Source organism: Methyloceanibacter sp. (genome assembly GCF_050726195.1).
Lineage (GTDB): Bacteria > Pseudomonadota > Alphaproteobacteria > Rhizobiales > Methyloligellaceae > Methyloceanibacter.
In genome coordinates, this window is sequence record NZ_JBOHJC010000002.1 from 181,392 (window position 1) to 206,184 (window position 24,793).

Consider the following 24,793-nt stretch of genomic DNA (forward strand, 5'->3'; position numbering starts at 1 on the left):
CCCGTCCAAGCGACCGCGAACCGACATCATGACTCAAACCCTCGTGCCACACTTGGTGAATGACATAGGCGTCGACCGGATCAAGATCGGCGTCAAGGAATTCCAATGCATGGGAGCCGCGCCGCCTTACGATCACCCGCACGTCTATCTCGATATGGGGCACGACCAGGAAATCGTCTGCCCCTATTGCTCAACGCTGTTCGAATTCGATGGTGGACTCAAGGCCACTGAGAGCGAGCCCGAAGGGTGCGTCTACGTCGCGACCGCCCCGCCAGGCCCGCCCGCAGCCTGACGCGCGTCGATGGCGAAGCCCCAGCGGCGCGTTCTTATCGCCGGCGGCGGCATCGGCGGACTGTCGGCATCGATCGCCCTCGCGCGCTACGGGATCGAAACGACCGTCCTCGAGCGCTCGTCCTTCGCCGAGGAAACCGGGGCCGGCATTCAACTTGGGCCGAACGCCACGCGACTGCTCCGCGCGCTCGGCGTCTTGGACGCGATCGAGCAGGCCGCGTTCGAGCCTGAAGCCGTCTGGGTGTTCGATGGCCTCTCCGGGCGCCGTCTCGCCATAGTCCCACTCGGGCCTGAAGCTGAAGAACACTATGGCGCCCCCTATCTCACTCTCCACCGCGCCGACCTTCATGCGGCTCTGCTCGCGGTTGCGCGGCAGCTCGCACTGGTCGAGATCCGGCCGAACTTCGAGATCGCGCGGTTCGAGGCGGATGAGGAGACCGTGGCAGTGGGGACCGCGGGCGGCAGCAGCATCGAAGGATCGAGCCTCGTCGGCGCCGACGGCCTGTGGTCAGCAGCGCGCAAATGGATCGCTCCCGACGCGCGGTTGCGTTTTACCGGCGGAACCGCATGTCGCGCCCTGCTTTCGGTGAACGGCCTCCAGGGCGTCTTCGGCGAACCAATTGTCGGGCTATGGCTCGGACCCGGATCACATCTCGTCCACTACCCCGTCCGTGGCGGCAAGGCGCTGAACGTCGTGGCCGTGATCGATAGCGGCAGCGAGACTCAAGGCTGGAACCAAGCCGCCGATCCGGACGCTTTGCGTGCCGGATTCACACACTGGTGCAAGGACTCGAAATCATTGCTCGAACAGGCCGAGGGCTGGCGGCTCTGGTCGCTCTATCGCCTTCGCCCGCTCGGCCATTGGAGCCGCGGGCCGACGACGCTCCTCGGCGATGCCGCCCATCCCGTGCTGCCTTTCCTGGCGCAAGGCGCGGCCCTTGCCATCGAGGATGCGGTAGCGCTTGCCGCAAGCCTCGCCGCCAACCGGGATAACGCGGCCGAAGCCTTCCTCGGATACGAAACCCTGCGCCGCCGTCGCACGACGCGGGTGCAGCGCGTCTCTCGCCGCTTTGGTTGGCTCTATCATTTGCGCGGCCCCGCGCGTCTCGCGCGCAACTTCGCGCTCGCACGCCGGGACGCCACGACGGCGCTCGATCGGCTCGACTGGCTCTACGGCGAAAGGACGCTCAGTTGACCGGCACTTCGCGGCGGCGCTGCGGCCACAACAGCACGGCGGCGCCGACGAAGGTCGACAGCAGCGAGCCGGTGAGCACAGCGAGCTTGGTCATGGCGATATGCTCCGCGTCACTGAACGCGAGCAAGCCGATGAACAGGCTCATGGTGAAGCCGATACCGCATAGGATGGCGACCCCATAAATCTCGCGCCAGGAGGCCTGCGCCGGCAGCTGCACCAAGCCCAGCCGATGGGAGGCCACCACAAAGGCCATGATGCCCAGCTGCTTGCCCACGAAGAGGCCGAGCACAATGCCGAGCGACAGCGGCGCAAGCAGCATGTCTACGGTCACGCCAGCGAGGGAGACGCCCGCGTTGGCGAACCCGAACACCGGCACGATGAGGAACGCGACCCATAAAGCAAGCGCGTGCTCGAGACGGTAGAGCGGCGATCCACCAATGTCGCCGAGATGCCCGCCGCCTCCGCCGCGCCCCATCCCGGCGACGCCAAGGGGGATGGTCATCGCCAGAACCACGCCGGCCAAGGTGGCGTGAATGCCAGAAAACAGCATGGCCGCCCACAGCGCGGCACCAACGGCTATGTAAGGGAACAGCCGGTTGACGCCGAACCAGTTGAACACGGTGAGCACGGCCGTCGCGAGTGCCGCGACCCCGAGCGCCTGCATCGAGAGGTCCGAGGCATAGAACACGGCAATGATGAGGATGGCGCCAAGGTCATCCATGATTGCAAGAGAAGTAAGGAAGACCTTGAGTGAATTTGGAATACGTGAGCCGAACAGCGATAGGACCCCGAGGGCGAACGCAATGTCCGTGGCCGTCGGCACCGCCCATCCCCGCCACGTCTCGGGTGTCTCATAGTTGATGGCGAAGAAGATTAAGGCGGGCGCAATCATGCCGCCAATCGCGGCAATGAGGGGCAGCGCGCGGCGCGGCCAGCTATTCAACTCCCCCACGAGCATCTCGCGCTTGATCTCGAGCCCGACCAAGAGGAAGAACACCGCCATCAGCCCGTCATTGATCCAATGCAGGATCGAAAGTCCGCCAACTTTGGTATGCAGGATATGATCGTAGTCGGCGGCAAAGACCGAGTTGGCAACGATCATCCCGAGCGCCGCACTGACCATGAGCACGAGTCCGCCGGAAGCTTCGGACTGGGCGAAACGTTGGAAGATTGATCGCGCTCTGCGGAAGGGCATGGGGAACTGGGAGGGCTTTGCGGACCCCGTTCCTATACAGGCCGCGTGCCCAAAGGCAAATGCGTCCGCGCTGTTTCATCGCATACCCGGAGACACAAAAAAGCCGCCGCTCAGGCCCGAGCGGCGGCTTTTTCAACCCGTTCTGGCGCCGACGACGACCCCTAGTGGCCGCTTGGATCGCCGCGGCGACTCGTCTCGAACAGAAACCAGACGCGCTTCTCGGCCTCGTCGATCCAGTTCTCGATGAGGCTCGCGGTGGCCACGTCGTTTTCCTCGTCACACAGCTCATGCACCTGGCGCATGCTTGCGATCAGCGTCTGGTTGTCCTCGCGAAGCTCCGCCAACATATCGAGCGGATCCACATAGTCCGCATCATTGTCGCTAATGCGCTGAAGCCGGACAATATTGCCGATGGAATGCAGCGTCGTGCCGCCAATCTTGCGCACCCGCTCCGCAATCTCGTCGGTCATGGCGAACAGCTGATCGCCCTGCTCGTCGAACAGCAGGTGGTAGCCGCGGAAATGCGGCCCACTCACATGCCAATGAAAATTCTTGGTCTTCATGTAGAGCGCGAACACATCGGCAAGGAGCGCGTTGAGCGCGCCGGAGATATCGCGGGTGGCATTGGAGCCGAGATCGGTGGGCGTATCGAGTTTGACCTTTTGGCGCTCTTTGGCGGTCATTTGCTTGTTCATGTATGGGACCTCCTTGGACTTCTGCAGCGGAAGCGTCGTACCTCGTGGCTAGAAATGGGGAGCGGACATCGCAACGGCCAGCAGCCTTAGATGCCTGAGACGCCTTGTCACGCCTTGAGCCAAGTCAGAATTGGCAGGCCCTTAAGCGTTGTTTCGAAAGAGCTACGCGAGGACGGCGGCGTTCGCTATGGTCCCGGCGAACCCCTTAAAAGCGGAGTACCTCATGTTCATCGCCATGAACCGGTTCAAAGTCAAAAACGGGGCAGAGCGCGATTTCGAGCAGGTCTGGCTTACACGCGAGACGCATCTCGAGGACGTGCCGGGCTTTATCGAGTTTCATCTGTTGAAAGGGCCGGAGCGCGACGACCATGTGCTCTACGCCTCCCATAGCCTGTGGCGCTCGCAGGCCGCCTTCGAGGCGTGGACGCGGTCGGAAGCCTTCCGCAAGGCGCATGCCAGCGCCGGGGGCAACAAGCCGCTCTATCTCGGGCATCCCGAATTCGAGGGCTTCACTGTCTTACAAGAGGTGACGGCAAAGGGTGTCTCGGTGGTTTAGGCCGCCGCGGTTGGGCCGCAGGTCATGTCCTTTTCCGCAACATGAAGAGGAGGGCCGTACCGACCACACCGGCGAAAAGCGACGCAAGCAAAATGCCGAACTTCGCCGATTCCAGCGCATTTCCCTCGAACGCAAGATTCGCAATGAAGATCGCCATGGTGAAACCGATGCCGGCGAGCATTCCGGCGCCGAGCACCTGAAACCAGCCAACATCCCGAAGCTTCCGGGCTACTCCGACCACCACCGCCAGCCATGAGAACGCGAGTATGCCGACCGGCTTGCCGATGACCAGGCCGGCGATGACGCCAAGGGTAATGGCATCGAAGATGTCGACGGCAGTAATCGCCACGCCGGCGTTCGCCAGGGCAAAAAGTGGAAGCACCACGAAGGCGACCAGGGATGCACACTGTTCTCGAGCCGGCGTTGCGGCGAGATGCTTTCACGCGCCGCCCTGGCAATCGCCCGGCGCAAGGACTCCGATTTGTGCGCGGAAGGGACCTCGGAGGGTCCAGCGGCCTGTCGCGCCCACGCCAGGAACTGTTCAAGCCGGGTTTCGTCCACCCAAGACCTGGTTGGCGTGAGCAGCCCCAGCGCAACACCTGCGATGGTGGGATGGATTCCCGACTCGTGAAGGGCCGCCCAAATGAAAATTCCGACGACCCAGTAGGCCACCACCGGCCGCACGCCGAGCCACTGCATCAGCGCCGTCACCCCAAGACCGAGGAGCGCCGCGACAAACGGAAGAAGATGGAAGCCGTGGCTATAGCCTATGCCGATCACCAATATCGCACCGATATCGTCGATGATAGCGAGAGCCAGCACAAAAATCCGGAGGCTGTCGGGAACGCGTTTCCCAAGAAGCGCCATGCAACCGACGACGAAGGCAATGTCGGTGGCCATCACCACCCCCCACCCCTGGGGCGCATCGGAGACCAAGGCAAGATAGACCGCCGCGGGCACGAGCATGCCGCCGATTGCTGCGGCGAACGGCAGCGTGGCAGCGCCCCGCTTGCTCAACTCGCCGCTCACCAGCTCGCGTTTGATCTCGAGGCCGACGACGAAGAAGAACAGCGTCACCAATCCGTCGTTGACCCAATGACGCAACGAGTAGTCCCAGGAGAAACCGCCGATACGCAGCCCCACGTTCGTGGACCAGAACGCTTCGAAAGCCGGTCCGAACGGAGAATTGGCAATGACGAGCGCGGCAATTGCCGCAAGAAGAAGTACGGCGCCACCCGCTGCCTCGGTATGGATGAACCGCTGAAACGGCGTTACCAGCCGATCGATCGGCTCGCTCGGAAACGCCGGGCGCGGAGTCTCTGACTGGCTCATGCAAACTCCGGGCCTTGCAGCCCAATAAGCTCCCTACGATGCCGGCAGAGCGCGGCTTAGTTCACCCGAACCACCTGGACGAGATTGTCGGAGAACGTCGGCGCACGGCCGAGCCCGCAATGCGCGTCCGAGGAGATCGAGTTTACCGACCCGTCCGAGCGGTTGAGGCTCCGCCAATAGCCGAGAGTTGCCACGACGATACCCGCATTGACGTCGTCTGTTACCTTGGCCACGCCTTCGAAGTCGCCGCGGTCGTTATAGACGCGCACGGGATCGCCATCGCGGATCGCACGCGCCGTGGCATCCTTCGGGCTGATCAGCACGAACTGCTCGCCCTGGCCTTTGATTTTGTGCTTCTCGTTGGCATAGCAGGAGTTGAGGAAACCGTGGCTCTTCGGCGAGATGATGCTGAGCGGATAGAGCTTGGCGCGCTCGGGGTTCGTCTCCGGCGCTTCGCGGTTTGGAACATAGCCCGGCAGTGGATCGACGGGCGACCCGTCCTGGTCACCCTCATGCATGGCGCGGAACGGTCCGGCGACGAAATTCTTGGCGTCGTGCAGCAGGAACTCGACCTTGCCTGAAGGTGTCGGAAACTTGCCATCCTTGTGCGGCGCACGCGTGTCGGCGGCACCGACATCGATCTTGTAGTAGCCGTGCGTCTTGAAATGCTCCATGTCAACGCCGCCCATCTTGGGGTCGTCCCAGTTGATGTAATGAGCGGCGAGCTCGCTGTCGGTCATTTTGAAGACCGGATCATCGAAGCCCATCTCCTCGGCGAGCAGCCGCCACATGTCGCTGGTCGGCTTGCACTCCCCGGGCGGGTCGACAGCCTTCTGATTGTACGTGAAGTAGAAATGCCCCCACGACCACATCATGTCCTCTGCCTCTCCCGCCATGGCGGCGGGAAGCACGATGTCGGCATATTTTGCCGTATCGGTGAGGAAGTGCTCGGCCACCACGGTGAACAGGTCCTCGCGTTGCAATCCCTTGACGATCTTGTTGGTCTCGGGCGCCTGGCTCACTGGGTTGGTGCAAAACACGAACAGGCTCTTGAGCGGCGGATCGAGCTTCATTTCGCCGGTCAGCGCCGCGCCGAGTTTGAGATTGTTGATCGCCCGCGTGCCAGGCTTGACCCAATCGCCGCGCGACACCTTCATCCAGTCTACGGGGAAGTCCCAAAGCGGCATTTGCAACAGGCCGCCGCCGACATGCCGCCATGACCCGACCAGCGCCGGCAGTGCGCACACTGCACGAATGGTCTGTCCGCCTCCCGCGTGCCGTTCGAGCGCGACGCCAAGGCGGATCACCGACGGCTGAATGGTGGCGAACTCGCGCGCGAATTGGGCGACGTCCGCCGCCTTAACGCCGGTAATGTTCTCCACATACTCGGGTGTGAATTCGGCCGCACGCGCCTTCAGTTCCTCGAAGCCGTGCGTGTGCTGCTCGACATAGTCTCGATCGACGAGTCCCTTCTCGATGATGGAGTTGATGAAGCCCATCGCTAAGGCGCCGTCGGTTCCCGGCCGCGGGCAGATATGCCAGTCCGCCGCTTTGGCGGTGCGCGAGCGATAGCTGTCGATCACCACGATCTTGGCGCCGCGCTTCTGCGCTTCGAGCACGAACGGCCAATGATGCAGATTGGTCGAGATCGAGTTGCAAGCCCAGAGGACGATGAATCGGGAATGCACGAAGCTTTCCGGGTCCACGCCGCCGGTCGGGCCGACGGTCAAGAGCCAGGCGGTCGACGAACCCGACGCACAAAAAGTTTTCTCGTTCACCGTCGTACCGAGACGGTTGAAGAACGGATCGCCCGAATTGATGCCCTGCACGAGGCCCATATTGCCGAGATAGGAATAGGGCATGATCGCCTGGCTGCCATAGGCAGCGATGATCTCGCGCCAGCGCCGGCCGATTTCGGCGATCGCCTCGTCCCAGGAGATGCGCTCGAACTGCTTTGAGCCTTTCGGCCCTGTGCGGCGCAGCGGGTAAATCAGCCTGTCGGGATTGGCGTGATGGTCGTGAAAGTCTTTGAGCTTCACGCACAGCCCGCCGCGCGTCATGGGGTGCTCTTTGTTGCCTCGCACCTCGACGAGCTTGCCGTCCTTGACCTCGTAGATCATGGCGCACGTATCAGGGCAGTCATGGGGACATGCCCCGAAAAACGTCGTGCGTGCTGGTAGTTCGTTCATACCCGGCTCCTCCCGATCTCTTCCGCGGCTCTTTGGCGGCCGCTGATCCAGATCAAGGTACGTGGGTCCGGGCCTGTTGTCGATTCGGGTGAATTTCGCTTGGCAGCGCCGGTGCGCTGGCAGGAAACCCCATTCAGAAATTTGCGCAAGTTACTGCCAGGACATTCAAACTCCGATTTACATTTCCTAGAGGCCTTCGAATTAGGCTGCCGCCCGTCGCCGACGAGAAAATTGTGGATCTCATGACTGCCAGTATGCTTATCAGAGCGATTGCCGCCAATCCGCGGGCGAGCCTGCAGGACGCCTTGCTTCTGTTCTGCCTAATGATCGTCGCGCTTCTGCTCGCCCTCCAATACGACCTCTTCTATTTCATTCAGGAGCTCAGCGCGGAAGAGCGCCAGCTTTCGCTGGCTGAGGCAATTTTCCTCACGACGTTGCTGGGGGCCAGCATCTTCATGTTCATCGTTCGCCGGTTGCACGACCTAAAACGCGATATCGCGCTCAAGGCATCCGCCGAAACGGAGGTGCGCGAGCTCACCGCATTGGCCATGCAGGATCCCCTGACCGGGCTGCTCAATCGCCGCGCTTTGCTGTCGGCGCTGGGCGCTGCGACCAAATCCAAAGGCGCCCAACACGCCCTGTTTCTGATCGACCTCGACGGTTTCAAGCGAGTCAACGACCATTACGGTCATTCGGTCGGCGATGAAGTTCTGGAGGTCATTGCCAGCCGCTTCCAGGCCGCATCGCGCCCGAGCGATATCGTATCGCGGCTCGGCGGCGACGAGTTCGCCGTCCTGTCCTACGACGTCGACCGGGAGACCGCTCACGAGATCGGCATGCGCCTGCTCGAAACCTTGAACAGCAAGATCCAGGCGGGCGGCCATGCTCACAAAGTCGGCATGTCCATCGGCGTCGCGCTCATCCCCGACGACGGCGTAACCGCCGAGGGAGTCCTACACCATGCCGACATTGCCATGTACCGCGCAAAAGAGCGGCAAAACTCGCTCATGTTCTTCGAGCCGGTCATGAGCCAAAAACGGCAAATCGCTTAATCCATTGCCTCGCGTACGGAACCCGTTGAGTTAAACGGCAAGAAAGCACGCCGCGGAAATTTCTCCGCCGGCCGTCGCTCCAGCATGGCTGAACCAGCCGCAGAGGGGTATACTGATTTTCAGTCAAGGCGGAGCAGCCTCACGGGGTCCATCGAGCGTCATGGGCCGATTGTCGCCACACTTCTGGTTTGGGCTCTCGCTGCTCGTCGCGGCGCTCGCCTTGCCGCCCCAAAAAGTCCTCGCCCAAGGCGCGATCGAGCCCGGCGAAGCGGTCGTTACGGGCTTCTCCGGCACCAGCCAACAGGACGGCCGCAAGGTCATCGACATTGACGGCGCCGTCGGCAGCATCGTCGATCTTCGCCGTCCAAGCGCTGCTCCTCTCGGCGCCAACTGGAAAGACGTCCCGCAACATACCGCGGTCACGGCCGGGCAAGTCGGTCAGGTGTTCGGCGTCACCCTCGACGACGCCGATCCGCCCAATATCTATATGACCGCAACATCGGCGTTCGGGCTCCATCGCAACCCGGACAATACCGATTGGATGGCCGGCATGTGGGGAGCACCCGACGGCGGTCCCGGCACTGTCTGGAAGCTCGACGCGGCCAACAACTATCAGCCTGAGACCTTCGCAGACATAAAACTGGACGGGCGCACCAATACGGGGGCCGCGCTCGGCAACATCGCCTTCGATCGATGGAACAAACAGTTCTACGTGTCGGATCTCGAGACCGGCATGATCTACCGGCTGCGCGCCTCGGATGGCGCCGATCTCGGCCACTACGACCATGGCGTCGACGGACGTGCCGTCTTCTTCGATCTTGCGGGGTCTGGGCTCTCCCAGGGAGAGTTTCGATCGCTGCCGACTGTTCCCTTCGATCCGGCTTCGGCCGCGAAGGTCGCCGACTGCCCGAGCGGCGACTTTTCACGCACGCCGTCTTGCTGGAACTTCGCCGACTTCCGCCGCCGCGTCTGGGGCGTGGGCGTGCGCCGCGATCCCGCAACCGAGCAGGTGAGGCTCCATTACGCGGTCTGGGGCAGCCAAGGGTTTGGCAACCCCGACTATGCTGCCGGCGAGGACGACCAGCGCAACTCGATCTGGTCGGTTCGCATCAAAGAGGACGGCACGTTCGACACAACGAGTGCGCGCCGGGAGTTCTTCCTGCCCGACTTCTTCCGCTCGCCAGAGGCCATCGCCCGCGCTGGGCGCAGCCATCCTGTCGCAGATATCGCCTTTCCAGCGTCCGGCGACCAGGATGCGATGCTGCTCGCCGAGCGGGGCGGCGTGCGTAATCTCGGCCTCGCGGCGGAAGACGCCTTCGCCTATCCCCACGAGGCGCGCGTCCTTCGCTACGAGCTCACCGACCAAGGCTTCTGGCGCGGCGCCGGGCGCTACGACGTCGGCTATTACGACCGCAGCGAAGCGGGCCCGCCTTACCTCCGCGGCAGCGCTGCCGGCGGTGTCAGCTTCGGCATGGGCTACGACGATGGCTGGAACATCAATCCGGCCAAACCCGACGCCTTTGTCTGGATGACCGGCGATGGACTGTGCTCGCCGCAGGGGGCCTGCTTCGATCCCGAGGCGAACGATCACACCAATGCCGCGCCGGTCGACGGGCTCGAGGGACGCGCCGCGCGGCCCTATGAGGCGCTCGAACCCGTCACTGCATTCCAGCCCTACCCTGCCCCCGGCCCAATTACGCCTCCGACCGGCCCGGATCAGTCTTTCATCATCGAACTCGGCGCGGGTGCGCCGGACCAGAGCGACTCCACGCGGATCGGCGATGTCGTCGTCTATCAGACGATCCCAGCCGAAGGTTTGCCCGGCGAAGCCATCCCGCCGGTCGAGTGGCCGGTCGCAGAGGCGCCTGTCGAACCTTACCCGGGAGCGCCACCGGAGGGCTGGGACCCGGCACCCTTGCCGCCTGATGGCTGGCCGGAGCCGCCACCGCCATTGCTGGAGACCAATCTCGCCATCGAGAAAACGGGACCGGCCCTCTGCCAAGAAGGCGTCACGTGTGTTTACGCGGTCAAGATCACCAATCTCGGCGCGGTTCCTTATGTGGGTCCACTGGCAGTCAATGACACCATGCCCGACGACGCCGCCCTCGTCGCCGCCTCGGCAGGTTGGAACTGCGCGGTCGCCGCACCGGTCGTGAGCTGCGTCACCGCTGGGCCCGCACTTCTCAATGTCGCGACGTCGGCGACCCTGACCTTGACGATCCTGCTACCGGCCGATGTGGCGGAAGATCACGTCAAGAACTGCGCCGGCATCGACTGGTTCGAGATGGGCACGGATGACGGCCCCGGGGACGGCGATGATTACGACTGCGTCGAGACGCCGGTAATCGACGGCTTCGATCTCGGCCTGCAGAAAGACGGGCCCCCGCAATGCAGCGAGGCCGCCAATTGCCTATTCGGGGTCACGATCACCAATCACGGGCCAGGGGAGTTCAACGGCGTCTTGGCCGTACACGACACCTTGCCCGCGGGTGCGTCCCTTTTGGCGAATCAACTCGGCTGGAGCTGCGTGCAGACCGATGGGGACGTTCACTGCACCAGCGAAGTCCTCACGCTCCCCGCAGCAGCGGTCGAGGCGTTCGGCCTTCTGATCCACCTGCCCGATGGCATCGCCGGGGCTCCGGTCGAGAATTGCGCGCTGATCGACTGGGCGGCGATGGGCGCCGATGACGGCGCCGCCGATGCCCATGTGGATGAGGACTGCCACAGCGTCGACGTCATCGACGGAGCCGGATTCTTCGACCTCACGGTCACCAAGGCTGGACCCGCGCACTGCGATGGCGGCGGCAATTGCGACTATGCCATCACCGTCACCAATAACGGCCCCGACGACTACGCCGGCGAGGTCGTCATACGCGACACCCCGCCTGCCGGTTCGGCTTACGTGGGCGTCAGCGCCGGGTGGGTCTGCGGCGCCGTGGTGCCAATCGATTGCAGCCTTCTCGGCGGACCCCATGTCTTGCAGCCCGGAGACTCTCACAGCCTTACCCTGACAATACAGTTGCCCATGCCGCCACCGGATGTCGTGGGGAACTGCATCACCTTGCAATGGGGCGCACCGGGGATGCCGCCCGATGATAATCTTCCTCCCGGCGCCCTTGACGCGGTCGACGGCGAGTGCATCCCCACTGCCCTCGATGCCGGCTTCGACGTCGAGATCGCGAAAACCGGACCGTCGGAGTGCTACGAGGGCGGCATTTGCGAGTACTCGGTCAGCCTGACCAATCATGGCCCGCAATGGACCGCGGGCGTCCTGTCGTTCATCGACGCGCTGCCGGCCGGCGCCACGCTCGAAGCGGCGCTGGGTGGCTGGCTCTGTCAGCCTGGGCCGGCGGCCGATTCGGTCAGATGCGACCTAGTGTTGATTCCGGAACTTCCCGCCGGCACGATCAAGACGGTGACCTTGCAGGTCCGTCTGCCAGACCCGGTCGCCGGCGATACCGTGACGAACTGCGCCACGATGGAGTGGAGCGAGTCCTCCTTCGGACCTATGTTCTACACGGGCGACGACGATCCCGCGACCGACGGCCCTGCTTGTGTCGACACACCGGTTCTGGCAGCCGACCTTGCGCCGTTTGGCGGCACGACCTGCAAGCTCGGCGAGACGTGCAGCCTCGACGTCAGCATCGAGAACCGGGGCGGAAAGCTATTCAAGGGCAGCGCCGGCTTGAAGGGCACGCTCGATCCGGCCGTGTCCATCGAGAGCATCAAGTCGCTGACCTCCGGTATGACTTGCAACGTCACCGGCAATGGCGCGTATGAATGCCGTGCCGACGAGCTCTCCTTGAAACCTGGCGACGCCGCCAAGCTCGAACTCTCCGTCGCGATCCCCGGGGACTTCCCGCACGAACGCATCGTCCACCGCAAGGAAATGCTGTGGCCCGATAGCCATGTGAAGGACGCCAAGCCTGAAAACGACCGTCACACCAGCACCATCATGATCGAGCAGCCGGAGGAGCCGGAGGCGCCCCCGCCGCAGTGCGACGAAGGCTGGCTTGAGGTCGATCCCGGCAAGGCCGAGGGGCTGCGCGCAGAGGGCTGGGAGATCAAGGAGGTCACAAGAGGCGGCAAGACCATCCTCTGCGCCAAGGCCCCGCCACCACCGGAATGTGTGGGCGGCAGCATCGTCGGCCGCGACTGCGTCTGTCCGAAGGGCACGGAGCGCGAGAAGATCGGCCCAAATGCCTATCGCTGCGTGGACCTCCCGCCGCCGATTACCTGCACGGGCGGCACGATCAAGAACGGCGAGTGCGTGTGCCCCAACGGCTATGAACGCAAGGAAGTCGGCGACCACGCCTATCGCTGCGTCAAACTCCCGCCGCCGACCACCTGCGAAGGCGGCACGGTTAAGAACGGCGAGTGCCTGTGCCCCAACGGCTATGAGCGCAAGAAGGTTGGCGACTACGCCTACCGCTGCGTGAAGCTCCCGCCGCCCATCACCTGCAAAGGCGGCAGGGTCGACGGCGGTGCCTGCTACTGCCCGAAGGGCACCGAGCGCAAGCAGACCGGGCCTAATGCCTATGAATGCGTGAAGCTTCCGCCGCCCATCACCTGCAAAGGCGGCAGGGTTGACGGCGGCGTCTGCTACTGCCCGAAAGGCACCGAGCGCAAACAGACCGGACCCAACGCCTATGAATGCGTGAAGCCGCCGCCGCCTATCACCTGCAAAGGCGGCAGGGTAGACGGCGGCGTCTGCTACTGCCCGAAAGGCACGGAGCGCAAACAGACCGGGCCTAACGCCTATGAATGCGTGAAGCTTCCGCCGCCTATCATCTGCAAGGGCGGCAAGGTGGACAAGGGCGTGTGCTACTGCCCGAAGGGTACCGAGCGCAAACCGACCGGGCCCAACGCCTATGAATGCGTGAAGCTTCCGCCGCCCATCACCTGCAAAGGCGGCAGGGTCGACGGCGGCGTCTGCTACTGTCCCAAGGGCACCGAGCGTAAGCAGACCGGGACGAACGCGTATGAGTGCGTAGTGCCGCCTCCTAAGCTCACCTGCGAGGGCGGCAAGATCGCCCAGGGCCGCTGCGTCTGCCCGAAAGGAACGAGCCTCCAGGCGCTCGGCAATAATAAATTCCGCTGCCTCGCGTTGCCCACAATTCGTTGACCGGGCGCGATCTCCAGATGACGTCGGCGGCCGGTGGTCACTAGCCTTGCGAGACGGCTTTAGGCTGCAAGGCTTTCGCTCGTCGGAACAGGAGCCTTGTACAAATCCATTCCCGCCAGCACCTTGTCGCTGAGTGTGTCAAAATCGATCGGACCTGTGCCCGCTAAGCTGAATATCTCCTTACGCAGCGCGTCCTGCTCCTTGGCCGTGTCCCTTACTCTGGTACAGCACAAATTGTCCGCCTCTAGGTAAAGACAGGCGAGCGCATAAACGCGGTCGAGCATTTCCAAATCTAAGGGGTCGAACTTCCGGCTTGTGGTCACGGAGCCCATTGCAGCCTCCAATGTCCTCTGTCCGCCGATCGGGCGGTTCGGTTCACGCTCGGCGATCACTTTTCGGCGCCCCCGTAAATCCGTTGTGTTGCTTGGTGCGGACGGCGGGAGTTGAACCCGCACGGCCTTTCGGCCTCAGGATTTTAAGTCCTGTGTGTCTACCAGTTCCACCACGTCCGCGAACTTGGGCCAAGCCACTAGAGCGCTATCGCGACCATAAGTCTAACGATAGCGCCCTAGCATTTTGTTCAGGCGAGAACTTCCGTAAGCGCCCCGGCGACGCCACTAAGCCGGAAAGAAGGGCTTTTTCTTCGATTTGCTCTTTGACCCGGCGGTCGTCTCGGTTTCGGCGGGCTTAGGCTCGGCCTCACCCTTCGCCGCCTCATGTATCACGTCCTTCGGTTCTTCCTCAGACACATCGTCCTCCGGCTCTTCGCCCGGCGCCAGCTCCGCAGGTGCTTCCGCCTTCACCACCGCCTCTTGGCCGGCAGACGAGACCTCGGGTGTCTCCTTCGGTTCGGACTTGGCCGGCACCATTTCCACTGGTGCTACGGCCGGTGCAGTAGCCTCCTCCTCGGGCTCCGGCTCGGCATGGACCAATTCGGCGGCCCCGGCTTCAAAGCTCGCCCGCAGCAGCAGGAAAAGCACCAGCGCGTTGAGCAGGTGCCAGATGAAATGGGTCCCGACCTTGCGCCCGTCAATCACCACTTGATCGCAGAACGCCATGTCGAGCGACCTGAGCAGGATCGATACGGTGAAGACCACCGCGGCCCACAGGACGTAAGGCGCTGCCCGATGATGGCGTTCGGCGAGCAGCATGCCGACGACGATCAGTGCGGCGAGCGCGGGTAGATACCCTACACTGCCGTTGAGGCACGGCTTCGCGCCGGTGACGTCGGCCCCCGCCACGCCGACCCCGCCCTCCCAGCACTGGACCTGACCCGCGAGGGCGATGAGCGCGGCAAAGCCGATCACGAGCAGCACCGTCCAGCCCGGCGGCACGCCGAGGAACCGGTTCAGCGCAAAGCCGAGATAGACGAGCATGAAAACGCTGATCGGCACGACGTCGGCCAGCGCCGTCCCCTCATCGGCGTAGACATGAAAGGCGAGACTGCCGAACCCGATCAGGAACACGAGTCCGATCAGGAGAAAATGGTCCGCGTTTCGCGTTTCGCGCGGCCGCCATAGCAGGACCTGCCAGGCGATGAGTGCGGCAAGGAAGAAGCCTGCGTTCGAAATGGCATTTATCGGCTCGGCCCAGAGCGCGGCGTTGGTCCCGCGTTCGCAATAGAGGAAGACGTGCTCGCCAAAAGTCATGGTCCCTTGTCCTTTCGACCCGTGAAACAGGAAAGAGGCCCTCCCTCTCCGGCCTGCCGCCTACCGGAAACGTCCAGTCTTTTGTTTTTGAATGTCCCACCGTCCATGAGCGCGGCCCATGTTAAACGCGAAACGCGCACAAAGGCAGCATTGTCATGAATCTCATGCGAATTCGCCGCGACCGCCGCCAAGGGGCCGGCAAGTGAACGCCTCGATCTACCAGTTGGTTCAGCCCTTCGGCTTGGGCAGCGCGAGCCGAATATGCAGCTCTTGCAGCTGCTTGGGGCTGACCTCCGACGGCGCGCCCATGAGCAGATCTTCGGCCTGCTGGTTCATGGGGAACATCACCACCTGGCGCAGATTCTCCTCGCCGCATAAGAGCATGACCATGCGATCGATGCCCGGCGCGATGCCGCCATGGGGCGGCGCGCCGTATTGCAACGCGCGCAACATGCCGCCGAAGCGCTTCTCCAGCTCCTCTTTCGGATAACCGGCGATGGCGAAGGCCTTCTCCATGATCTCAGGCTTGTGGTTGCGGATGGCGCCCGACGACAGCTCCACCCCGTTGCACACCACGTCGTACTGGTAGGCGAGAATCTCCTCGGGTCTAATGCTATTGAGCGCCTCGAGCCCGCCCTGCGGCATGGAGAACGGGTTGTGGGAGAAGTCGATCTTCTCCTCGTCCTCGTTCCACTCATACATGGGGAAGTCGACCACCCAGCAGAACTCGAAGCGGTCGGTGGCGGAGAGGCCGAGTTCGGTGCCGATCTTGACGCGGGCGCGCGCGGCGAAGTCTGCAAACTCGCCCGGCAGGCCGACCACGAAGAACACGGCGTCGCCGTCGCCGAGCCCGAGCTGCGTGCGGATCGTTTCGGTACGCTCAGGCCCGATATTCTTGGCAATGGGCCCTGCCCCCTCGCCGTCGCGGAAGAAGATGTAGCCCAGGCCCGGCTGCCCCTCTCCTTGCGCCCAGGCGTTCATACGATCGCAGAAGGCCCGTGAGCCGCCGCTCTTGGCCGGGATTGCCCAGACCCGCGTGTTGACGTCCATCTCGATCATGCCGGCGAACAGTTTGAAGCCCGAGCCGCGGAAGTGCTCGGTCACGTCCTGCATCTCGATCGGATTGCGCAGGTCCGGCTTGTCGGTGCCGTATTTGCGCATCGCCTCGGCATACGGAATACGCGGAAACTTCTGTGTGACTGGCTTCCCGTCGCCGAACTCCTCGAACAGGCCGCGCAGGATCGGTTCGACGGTGTCGAACACGTCCTCCTGGGTGACGAAGCTCATCTCCAGGTCGAGCTGATAGAACTCGCCGGGCGAGCGGTCGGCGCGGGCGTCCTCGTCGCGGAAACACGGCGCAATCTGGAAGTAGCGGTCGAAACCCGCGACCATGATCAGCTGCTTGAACTGCTGCGGCGCCTGGGGCAGCGCGTAGAACTTGCCGGGATGCACTCTGGAGGGCACCAGATAGTCGCGTGCGCCCTCTGGGCTGGACGCGGTCAGAATCGGCGTCTGGAACTCGAAGAAGCCGGCCTCGCGCATGCGGTTGCGCAACGACCAGATGATCGCCTGCCGCTTCATGATGTTGTCGTGCAGGCTCTCGCGGCGAAGATCGAGGAAGCGGTATGTGAGCCGCGTCTCTTCGGGATAGTCGGGCTCGCCGAACACCGGCAGCGGCAACTCGGCCGCCTCAGACAAGACTTCGAGGTCCTTGGCTCTGACCTCCACCTCGCCCGTGGGCAGGCTGGGGTTGATGGTATCGTCGGTGCGCGCCACCACCGCGCCGTCGATCTTGACCACCCATTCGGGTTTCAGCTTCTCGGCAACGGCGAACACCGGCGACTGTGGGTCGGCCACGATCTGGGTAATGCCGTAATGGTCGCGCAGGTCGACGAATAGGAGCCCGCCATGGTCGCGTACCCGATGCACCCAGCCGGAGAGGCGGACGGTCTTGCCGACGTCCCCGGTGCGGAGCTGGCCGCAATTATGGGTGCGATACGCGTGCATTGGCTGGGGGGCTCGGCGCAGGAAGGTGGGCTTTGCAGTGCCGCGGAACACCGCACGGGAAGCGCGCCCTTGTCAAGGCAGGGGGCGGAACGATGGTTGCCGTCCGAGGGTTTTCCTACCGAAAGGGAGAAAACCTTTGAGTAAGGCCGAGACAAAGACGGTTAGTGCGGCAATCGTGCTTCTTGCCGCCATTGGCCTCGCAAGCCCCGCCCTTGCAACCGAGGGCAAGAGCGAGCCGGTCCCCGGTGTCGATGAGGACAAGACCTTGAGCGAGCAGCTCGATGAGAGCAAAGGTGTAATCGATCCGCCTCCCATTGGCGACGAGGGCATCCATGCCGATGTCCCCAACCCTGACGCGGGACATGACGAAGAGGTCATTCCTCCGCCCGGCACGCCGGGCGGCGATCCCAGCGTAGAGCCCAAGTAGGAGGAGGCCCTGCGCGTGGCAACTTTCCCCGCCGCAGAGCATCGGAGGTAAGCGACTTAAAGGATCGCAAGGTCTGCCGTTGCGATTTTTCCCGATGCTGCCGGGAACTCTACTCGTCACTCAACGTTTGTTGGGCAGGCACTAACGTTGAGGGAGATCACGACGATGAGAGTTCCCGTCAAAACTCGCTTGCCTGTCGAGGCGTGGGTCTTCGCCGTGCTCGTGACGTTATTTTCGCTCACGTCCTCCATCGTGCAACAGCCGAAGACCGAGACGAAGGTTCAGTTCGCTACCGCCGCCGACACGTTAACTTCTTCCTTCGCATTACTCTCTAGCGGCATCAGCGATCTGACTGCCTATTCGCGGCGCGCTTTGTCGCTGGGGAAGGACCGCGGCTAGTTTCCGCGCCAACGCAACCCCCGGCACACAGCCGGGCGTTCAAGCTGCAAATATCCCCGTTTACTCCGTGTTTGCGACGTCGCCGCTCTTGGCCTTGCGCTCAGGCTTGGGCTATATCCGGCCCACCATGGATCTGATCACCCGGACCGAGGATCTCGCCGCCGCTTGCGCCAAGCTCTCGGCGGCGCCCTTCATTGCCGTCGATACCGAGTTCATGCGCGAACAGACGTTCTGGCCGCGCCTCTGCCTGATCCAGATCGCCGCCGACGGCGAGGAGGTGCTCATCGACAGTCAGGCGCCGGACCTCGACCTAGCGCCGTTCTTCGACCTCATGGTCGATGAGAAGGTCTTGAAGGTCTTTCATTCGGCCAGACAGGATATTGAAATCGTGCATCATTTGGCCGGCGTCATTCCCCACCCAATCTTCGACACGCAAGTCGCCGCCATGGTCTGCGGCTTCGGCGAGGCGGTGAGCTATTCGATGCTGGTCAAGCGCCTGCTCGGCCGCAACCTGGACAAGACCTCGCGCTTCACCGATTGGAGCCGGCGCCCCCTGTCCGACCGCCAGCTCACCTACGCGATCGGCGACGTGACCTACCTCCGCGACCTCTATCCGAAGCTTAGGGCACAGCTCGACGCCTCCGAACGCGCGACCTGGCTCAACGAGGAGATGGGGGTGCTCACCGACCCCGCCACCTATGAGCTTCACCCCGAACAGGCCTGGCGGCGGCTCAAGATGCGCATCAAGACGCCAAAGGCGCTCGCCGTGCTCATGGAGCTTGCCGCCTGGCGCGAGCGCGAGGCACAGGCCCAGGACGTGCCGCGCGCCCGCATCCTGAAAGACGAGGCGCTTTACGACATCGCCGGCCAAGCCCCGCGCACAGTCGAGGATCTCGGCTCACTCCGCTCTTTGCATAATGGCTTCGCCCGGTCGATGCGCGGCCGCGCCGTGCTCGAGGCGGTGGCCCGCGGCCTGGAGCGTGACCCCAAGACGATCCCGCCAGTCGAGCGCGGCGAGCCGATGCCGCCTGAGGCGCAAGCCGTGGTCGATCTGTTGCGCGTGCTGTTGAAGGCGACCGCCGGGAAGCATGGCGTCGCGCCGAAGCTCATCGCCACGAGCGATGAGTTGGAGGAGATTGCCCGGTCCGACGACGCCGACGCGGCGCCCTTGCGGGGCTGGCGCAAGAAGTTGTTCGGCGACGATGCTCTGGCGCTGAAGCGCGGGGAGCTCGCGCTTGCCATTCGCGAGGGCGAGGTGACGGTGCTCGCGCCGGACGGCTCACCGGCGCAAGAGCCAAAAGACGAAGCCTAGCAGCACGCTGACGACGATCATGGTGGTGATCGGCAGATAGAAATAGAACCCGCCGGTGTCGATCACGATGTCCCCCGGCAGCCTGCCGAGGCCGTATTGCACGCTGGCCATCGTCAGTAGAATGACCAGCAAGACATAGAAGACGACGACGCCCGGAGAGCGCATGGTCTATCTCCGCCGCCGCTGCTCGATCCGCATCTTGACCGTGGTGCGGACGTCGGCGGGAAGATCGTCAAGGGCTTCGAGCAGGCCGCGCAGCTCCGAGCGAAGCCCGTGAATTTGGTCGATCAGATTGAGCAGCACCGGTACGTCCTCCTCCGCGAAGCCAAGCTCGTCCTCCAGATTGCAGATCAGGGCCGCCCGCGCGAGGTCAGCCTCTGAATAGCCTTGCGCCGCCTCACTGGCGGGCTTGATGAACCCCTGACGCACCCATACTCTGAGCCTGGTGACGGTCAGGTGCTCGACCCGTGCGATGACGTCTTGCTCGGTCAGCATCACGCCTGCTCCTTAAGCTTGCGCCGCGGATCGTAGCCGTGGCTCGCGCGCCATTTCTCCGCGAAGCTCTTGAGGTCCTCGTCGATCGTGTCCGGCAGCACCACGCTCAGTTTCACCAATTGGTCACCGGCGCCACCCTTCGACTTCACGCCGCGGCCCTTCAGCCTGAGCGTCTGCCCGGAATTGGAACCAGGTGGCACCGTCACCGATACCCGCCCGCCGATGGTCGGCACCTCGATCTTGCCGCCCAGCACCGCTTCGTCGAGCGTGATCGGCACCTCGACGACGATGTCACTGCCCTCACGCTTGAACACCGGGTGGGGCTTCACGCTGATCTCGACCAGCGCATCGCCCGGTGGTCCATCGCCGAAGCCGGGCATGCCCTTGCCCTTGAGGCGCAGCACCTGCCCCTCGCTGACCCCGGGTGGAATGGTGACGTCGAGCGTACCGCCGTCCGGCAAAGTGATGCGTTGCTTGGTGCCGTTCACTGCATCCAGGAAGTTGACCTCGAGCCGGTATTGTGCGTCCTGGCCCGGCATGGAGAAGCGAGTGTCGCCCCGGCCGCCGCGCCTGCCGGCCGCGCCGCCGAACATGTCGCCGAACAGGTCGCTGAACGCGCCGATGTCCTCGAAGCCCGCGGTCGAGTGATAGCGCGTCCCCTCGGGTCCGCCGGCATATTCGCGGTAGTAGCGCTGCTGCGGCCGTTCCTGCCCGGAGGCGTCGATCTCGCCGGCGTCGTAGCGCTTGCGCTTCTCCTCGTCGCCAATGATGCCGTAGGCGGCGGTAATCTTCTTGAACTTCTCCTCGGCCGCCTTGTCGCCCGGGTTGAGGTCGGGGTGCAGCTTTTTGGCGAGCTTTCGGTACGCCTTGGTAATCTCGGCGGCGGTCGCGGTTTTCGCCACGCCAAGAACTGAATAGAGGTCCTCTGCCATCGATCAATCTAACTGGGCTAACGGCCAGTGCTCTGGCCTTCGTTGTCCCGTCCGGTTTGCCATACTTCGTCATTCCGGCGAAAGCCGGAATCCAGGGAAGCTCGCAAAGAGTCAATTTGTTGGATACCGGCTTCCGCCGGTATGACGCAATCACTTGAGAAGGGAGGCTTCATCCCTCAAGGAAACGACTAGCTCGCCGCAAGCTGAAACGGGGTGCCGACGCGAATCTCGGGCTCGCGGTCCACGAGATTGGCCAGCGCCTTGAAGCGGCGCTCGACCCGCTCGCCGTCGAGATTGGAGTAAGGCTCGGGCAGCGCCCATATCAGACGGTTGCCCTCGTAGCTGACTGGCGTGTTGGGCAGAACGCCCGGCATGGCGGCGGAGACCATGTGCGCGGCGCGGAACGCCGCACCCAGGATGCGCGCCCGCTTCAGCGTATCTTTGTCGACGAGCTCCACCAGCTTCTGGCTCAGCTCGTCTTTGACCAGCCCCTCGTTGCGGTAATAGACGGTGAGAGCGAGGAAGGCGCGGCCGGGATGGTCGACGCCGACGAAGTCACCGTGGGCCACGAGGTTCAAGCTTTGCACGCCGCGATAATCGGGGTGCGCGCGCCAGCCGATATCGGAAAGGAGGCAGGCCGCATGGCGTAAGCGCTTCTGCTCCGGCGTCTCGACCGGTCCAGGCGCGCGGAACAGAGCGTCGGTCCAGTTGCAGAGCTCATAGGCGTTGGCGACCGACCGGGACCGTTGCCGGGCGAGGTTGGCGCAAGCCTCGAGCAGTGGGTCCTTCTGCCGCTCCTCCTCGCTCAACAGGCTGTACAGCAGGCCCTCGCGGATGCCGAGGACCGAGATCACGACCGAGCGCGGCTTCATCTGCTTGATGAGCCGCTCCAACACCAGCGCCCCATAAGGAACGGTCTCGCGCCGCGCGCTGGAAATGTCGCGGATGCCGGCGAGAGAGCTTTGCGACTGGTGGTCGAGCAAGGCCGCAAACCTCAGCGCGTCTTCGGCGCTGATGCGATAATTGTGCATCACGCTCAAGGGATAGTTGGTCTGCGTCATGTGCAGCCGGGCGAGTGCGCGCCACGTGCCGCCAATGGCATAGAAGTCGCGGCCCCTGCCCTTCTCCAGCCAATCGACCTTGGCGAACTCGGCATCGACGATCTCGCGCGCCTTCTTGAGATTTCCACCGGACGCATCGATCAGTCGCAACCCGCCGAGCGGCATGGTGACGGCGTCGGACAGCCTCCCGCCGCGCACGTCGATGAGCTCGAGGCTGCCGCCACCGAGATCGCCGGCGAAGCCGTCGGCGGCATAAATGCCGGAGACGACGCCGAGCGCCGCGAGCTCCGCCTCCATTGTCCCGGACAGCACGTTGATGTTCCGGCCGAGCACTCGCTCGGCCTGCGCAATGAATTCAGGGCCGTTTTCGGCGTCGCGCGCCGCCGCAGTGGCGATGACCTCGACGTTCGCAACTTCGAGCTGATCGATCAGGGCACGAAAGCGCCGCAAGGCCCGCAATGCGCGCGACACGCCGTCGGCGGCAAGCCTGCCGGACGAGGCAATGGTGCGTCCGAGGCCGCACAGCACCTTCTCGTTGAAAAGTGGCGCCGGCGCCCGGCTCTCGTCCTCATAGACGATGAGCCGCACCGAGTTCGAGCCGATGTCGACGACGGCAATGGGGGCCCGATCGTTGCCTAGAGCCATGCCGCCCGCTCTAGCCGGTCTCGACCAGCCGCGTGAAGCGCGGCGGCATGCTCTCGGTGAGCGACGTGCCGCGGCCGGACAGGCTCGGATTGGTCATGAAATAGTCCTGAGCGCTGAAGGGTTCGTGCCCCTCGCCGGGCCTCATGCGCTGCGAGCTGCCATCGGGCATCACCCGCCAGCTCTGAAGGTTGTCCTTGAGGTTCGCAACCATGATCTGGTCCAGGATCTGCTCGTGCACCGTCGGATTCCTGATCGGGGTCATGGCCTCGACGCGGCGGTCGAGGTTGCGCGGCATCATGTCCGCGGAGCTGATATAGACCACCGCCTTGCGATGCGGAAGCCCATGCCCGGCCCCGAAGCAATAGATGCGCGAGTGCTCGAGGAAGCGGCCGACGATGCTCTTGACGTGGATATTCTCCGATAGGCCATGCACGCCGGGGCGCAGGCAGCAGATGCCGCGCACCACGAGGTCGATTTCGACCCCGGCCTGGCTCGCCTCGTACAGCGCGTCGATGATCTCGGAGTCGACCAGCGCGTTCATCTTCATCCAGATGGCCGCCGGCCGGCCGGCCTTGGCGTGATACATCTCCTCGCGAATGTGATCGAGGATGCGCGCCCTGATGCCATGGGGTGATACCGCCATGACCTCGAGCTCCGCCGGCTCGGCATAGCCGGTGACGTAGTTGAAAATGCGCGACAGATCGTTGCCGATGGTCCTGTCGGCGGTAAAGAACGACAGGTCGGTATAGATCTTGGCCGTCACCGGATGGTAGTTGCCAGTGCCCACGTGGCAATAGGTGGCAAGCTCGCCGCGCTCGCGCCGCACGATGAGGCTGAGCTTCGCGTGCGTCTTCAGCTCGATGAAGCCGTAAACCACTTGCACGCCCGCGCTTTCGAGATCGCGGGCCCATTTGATGTTGGCCTCCTCGTCGAACCGCGCCTTGAGCTCGACCACGGCGGTGACCGACTTTCCGGCTTCCGCCGCGTCCTTCAGCGCCTCGATGATGGGTGAGGTCTTGCTCGTGCGGTACAGCGTCCATTTGATCGCCACCACGTCCGGATCAGCCGTCGCTTGCTTCAGAAACTGCAGTACGACGTCGAAAGACTCGTAAGGGTGGTGAACGACGATGTCTTTCTTGGCGATGGCCGCGAAACAATCGCCCTGATGCTCGCGGATGCGCTCCGGAAACCGGCTGACGAAGGGCTGGAACTTGAGGTCGGGCCGGTCGGCGACGATGAGCTGGTTGGTGTCGGCGAGGCCGATCAGGCCCTTCTGAACGAAGCTCTCGCGTTCTGTGACCTTGAGCTCCTGCATGACGAAGCGCTGGAGCCGGGACGGCATGGTGGCTTCCATCTCCAGCCGGATGACCGAACCCCGCTTTCTTCGCTTCAGTGCCGACTCGAACAGACGCACCAAATCTTCCGCCTCTTCCTGGACCTCGATGTCGCTGTCGCGCACGACGCGGAATGCGCCCTGGCTCCTGACGCGGTAGCCGTGGAACAGTCGCGACACGAAGATACCGACGACCGTCTCCAGTCTGATGAAGCGAATGTCTTTGCCGCCCTCCTCGCTCGGCAGGCGGATGAACCGGTTGAGCTGCGGCGGGATCGGCAGGAGTGCGTGCATGGTGCGGAACGAGCCCTCGCGCACCAGCTCGAGCCCCAGGGTGAAGCCAAAATTCGGAATGAACGGGAAGGGATGGGCGGGATCGACAGCAATAGGCGTAAGCACGGGGAAAATATGATTCAAGAAGTGCTGCTCGAGCCAAGTACGCTCCGCCTCCGAGAGTTGGTCGGCATGGAGCACGTGGATACCCGCCTCGCCGAGTAACGCCTCGAGCGTGACCCAGTCCTCCTGTTGCTCAGCCGTAAGATCGTTGACGAACTGGTTGATGCGGTCGAGTTGTTCCGCGGGCGTCAGCCCATCCTGGCTCGGCGTTTCGATGCCGGCGACGACCTGCCCGCGCAAGCCGGCCACGCGCACCATGTAGAACTCGTCGAGGTTGTTAGCCGAGATCGACAGAAAGCGCAGGCGCTCCAACAGCGGATGGCGCTCGTTCTCGGCCTCCTCCAACACTCTCTTGTTGAAGTTGAGCCACGACAGCTCACGATTGAAATAGCGCCCAGGGCCGAAGCCGGCGACGCGGTTCTCCGCCCCTTCCAGCTCGACCTTTTCCGGCAAACTCATCGATAACCCCTTGGTAATCCGGCGGCTTCCGCCCCTCCACATCTGGCC

19 protein-coding genes, 1 tRNA gene and 1 pseudogene are annotated in these 24,793 nt (G+C 63.6%); 8 read left to right on the forward strand and 13 right to left on the reverse strand.

Annotated elements, in window-relative coordinates; translation table 11 throughout:
- Positions 1-28: 28 nt before the first annotated feature.
- Complete coding sequence (locus tag ACRECX_RS02305) at positions 29-292, forward strand: zinc-finger domain-containing protein (RefSeq protein ID WP_431557193.1); 264 nt, start codon at positions 29-31, stop codon at positions 290-292.
- A gap of 9 nt (positions 293-301) precedes the next feature.
- A complete protein-coding gene (locus ACRECX_RS02310; protein WP_431557194.1) occupies positions 302-1,486 on the forward strand; it encodes an FAD-dependent monooxygenase in 1,185 nt (394 codons plus the stop codon).
- On the opposite strand, the gene nhaA (ACRECX_RS02315) is transcribed toward ACRECX_RS02310, so the two are convergent.
- Positions 1,479-2,681 carry a Na+/H+ antiporter NhaA gene (gene nhaA, locus ACRECX_RS02315; protein ID WP_431557195.1) on the reverse strand — a complete coding sequence of 401 codons (1,203 nt, stop codon included), beginning with the start codon at positions 2,679-2,681 and terminating at the stop codon, positions 1,479-1,481. The genes ACRECX_RS02310 and nhaA (ACRECX_RS02315) overlap by 8 nt on opposite strands.
- Positions 2,682-2,842: 161 nt before the next feature.
- Positions 2,843-3,376, reverse strand: a complete 534-nt coding sequence (locus ACRECX_RS02320; RefSeq protein ID WP_431557196.1) for a Dps family protein — start codon at positions 3,374-3,376, stop codon at positions 2,843-2,845.
- A gap of 223 nt (positions 3,377-3,599) precedes the next feature.
- Between ACRECX_RS02320 and ACRECX_RS02325 the strand changes: the two genes are divergently transcribed.
- A complete protein-coding gene (locus ACRECX_RS02325) occupies positions 3,600-3,932 on the forward strand; it encodes an antibiotic biosynthesis monooxygenase family protein (protein ID WP_431557197.1) in 333 nt (110 codons plus the stop codon).
- A 22-nt stretch (positions 3,933-3,954) separates the two neighbouring features.
- On the opposite strand, the pseudogene nhaA (ACRECX_RS02330) reads toward ACRECX_RS02325, so the two are convergent.
- Both nhaA (ACRECX_RS02330) and ACRECX_RS02335 read right to left on the reverse strand, forming a co-directional pair.
- Positions 3,955-5,264, reverse strand: a pseudogene (gene nhaA / locus ACRECX_RS02330) (Na+/H+ antiporter NhaA).
- A gap of 56 nt (positions 5,265-5,320) precedes the next feature.
- A complete protein-coding gene (locus tag ACRECX_RS02335; RefSeq protein ID WP_431557198.1) occupies positions 5,321-7,453 on the reverse strand; it encodes a molybdopterin-containing oxidoreductase family protein in 2,133 nt (710 codons plus the stop codon).
- 242 nt (positions 7,454-7,695) lie between these two features.
- Here ACRECX_RS02335 and ACRECX_RS02340 point away from each other — a divergent pair, with 242 nt between their 5' ends.
- Both ACRECX_RS02340 and ACRECX_RS02345 read left to right on the forward strand, forming a co-directional pair.
- Positions 7,696-8,505 carry a diguanylate cyclase domain-containing protein gene (locus ACRECX_RS02340; RefSeq protein ID WP_431557199.1) on the forward strand — a complete coding sequence of 270 codons (810 nt, stop codon included), beginning with the start codon at positions 7,696-7,698 and terminating at the stop codon, positions 8,503-8,505.
- Between the two features lie 160 nt (positions 8,506-8,665).
- Positions 8,666-13,630: a hypothetical protein gene (locus ACRECX_RS02345; RefSeq protein WP_431557200.1), complete on the forward strand. Its 4,965-nt coding sequence runs from the start codon at positions 8,666-8,668 to the stop codon at positions 13,628-13,630.
- 59 nt (positions 13,631-13,689) lie between these two features.
- On the opposite strand, the gene ACRECX_RS02350 is transcribed toward ACRECX_RS02345, so the two are convergent.
- From ACRECX_RS02350 to aspS, 4 genes are all read right to left on the reverse strand, one after another.
- A complete protein-coding gene (locus ACRECX_RS02350) occupies positions 13,690-14,022 on the reverse strand; it encodes a hypothetical protein (RefSeq protein WP_431557201.1) in 333 nt (110 codons plus the stop codon).
- A 33-nt stretch (positions 14,023-14,055) separates the two neighbouring features.
- Positions 14,056-14,142: transfer RNA gene (locus ACRECX_RS02355), tRNA-Leu, on the reverse strand.
- A 105-nt stretch (positions 14,143-14,247) separates the two neighbouring features.
- A complete protein-coding gene (locus ACRECX_RS02360) occupies positions 14,248-15,279 on the reverse strand; it encodes a ceramidase domain-containing protein (RefSeq protein ID WP_431557202.1) in 1,032 nt (343 codons plus the stop codon).
- Positions 15,280-15,507: 228 nt separating this feature from the next.
- Entirely contained in the window at positions 15,508-17,286 is a 1,779-nt protein-coding gene (gene aspS, locus ACRECX_RS02365) for an aspartate--tRNA ligase (RefSeq protein ID WP_431557203.1), read from the reverse strand.
- Between the two features lie 136 nt (positions 17,287-17,422).
- Here aspS and ACRECX_RS02370 point away from each other — a divergent pair, with 136 nt between their 5' ends.
- The 3 genes from ACRECX_RS02370 to rnd all read left to right on the forward strand — a co-directional run bounded on the left by ACRECX_RS02370 (position 17,423) and on the right by rnd (position 19,424).
- Complete coding sequence (locus ACRECX_RS02370; protein WP_431557204.1) at positions 17,423-17,713, forward strand: hypothetical protein; 291 nt, start codon at positions 17,423-17,425, stop codon at positions 17,711-17,713.
- Positions 17,714-17,878: 165 nt separating this feature from the next.
- Entirely contained in the window at positions 17,879-18,112 is a 234-nt protein-coding gene (locus ACRECX_RS02375; RefSeq protein ID WP_431557205.1) for a hypothetical protein, read from the forward strand.
- A 127-nt stretch (positions 18,113-18,239) separates the two neighbouring features.
- Positions 18,240-19,424: a ribonuclease D gene (rnd, locus tag ACRECX_RS02380; protein ID WP_431557206.1), complete on the forward strand. Its 1,185-nt coding sequence runs from the start codon at positions 18,240-18,242 to the stop codon at positions 19,422-19,424.
- Here the strand turns inward: rnd and ACRECX_RS02385 are convergent.
- The 5 genes from ACRECX_RS02385 to ACRECX_RS02405 all read right to left on the reverse strand — a co-directional run bounded on the left by ACRECX_RS02385 (position 19,392) and on the right by ACRECX_RS02405 (position 24,745).
- Entirely contained in the window at positions 19,392-19,589 is a 198-nt protein-coding gene (locus ACRECX_RS02385) for a DUF2905 domain-containing protein (RefSeq protein ID WP_431557207.1), read from the reverse strand. The two genes, rnd and ACRECX_RS02385, sit on opposite strands and share 33 nt — an antisense overlap.
- A 3-nt stretch (positions 19,590-19,592) precedes the next feature.
- Complete coding sequence (locus ACRECX_RS02390) at positions 19,593-19,919, reverse strand: MerR family transcriptional regulator (protein ID WP_431557208.1); 327 nt, start codon at positions 19,917-19,919, stop codon at positions 19,593-19,595.
- Entirely contained in the window at positions 19,919-20,851 is a 933-nt protein-coding gene (locus tag ACRECX_RS02395; protein ID WP_431557209.1) for a DnaJ C-terminal domain-containing protein, read from the reverse strand. The genes ACRECX_RS02390 and ACRECX_RS02395 overlap by 1 nt, the downstream gene beginning before the upstream one ends.
- 188 nt (positions 20,852-21,039) lie before the next feature.
- The gene (gene ppx, locus ACRECX_RS02400; RefSeq protein WP_431557210.1) at positions 21,040-22,557 is read right to left on the reverse strand and encodes an exopolyphosphatase; all 1,518 of its coding nucleotides are present in this window, start codon (positions 22,555-22,557) and stop codon (positions 21,040-21,042) included.
- A 10-nt stretch (positions 22,558-22,567) separates the two neighbouring features.
- On the reverse strand, positions 22,568-24,745 hold the full coding sequence (locus ACRECX_RS02405; RefSeq protein WP_431557211.1) for an RNA degradosome polyphosphate kinase: 2,178 nt from the start codon (positions 24,743-24,745) through the stop codon (positions 22,568-22,570).
- Positions 24,746-24,793 lie beyond the last annotated feature (48 nt).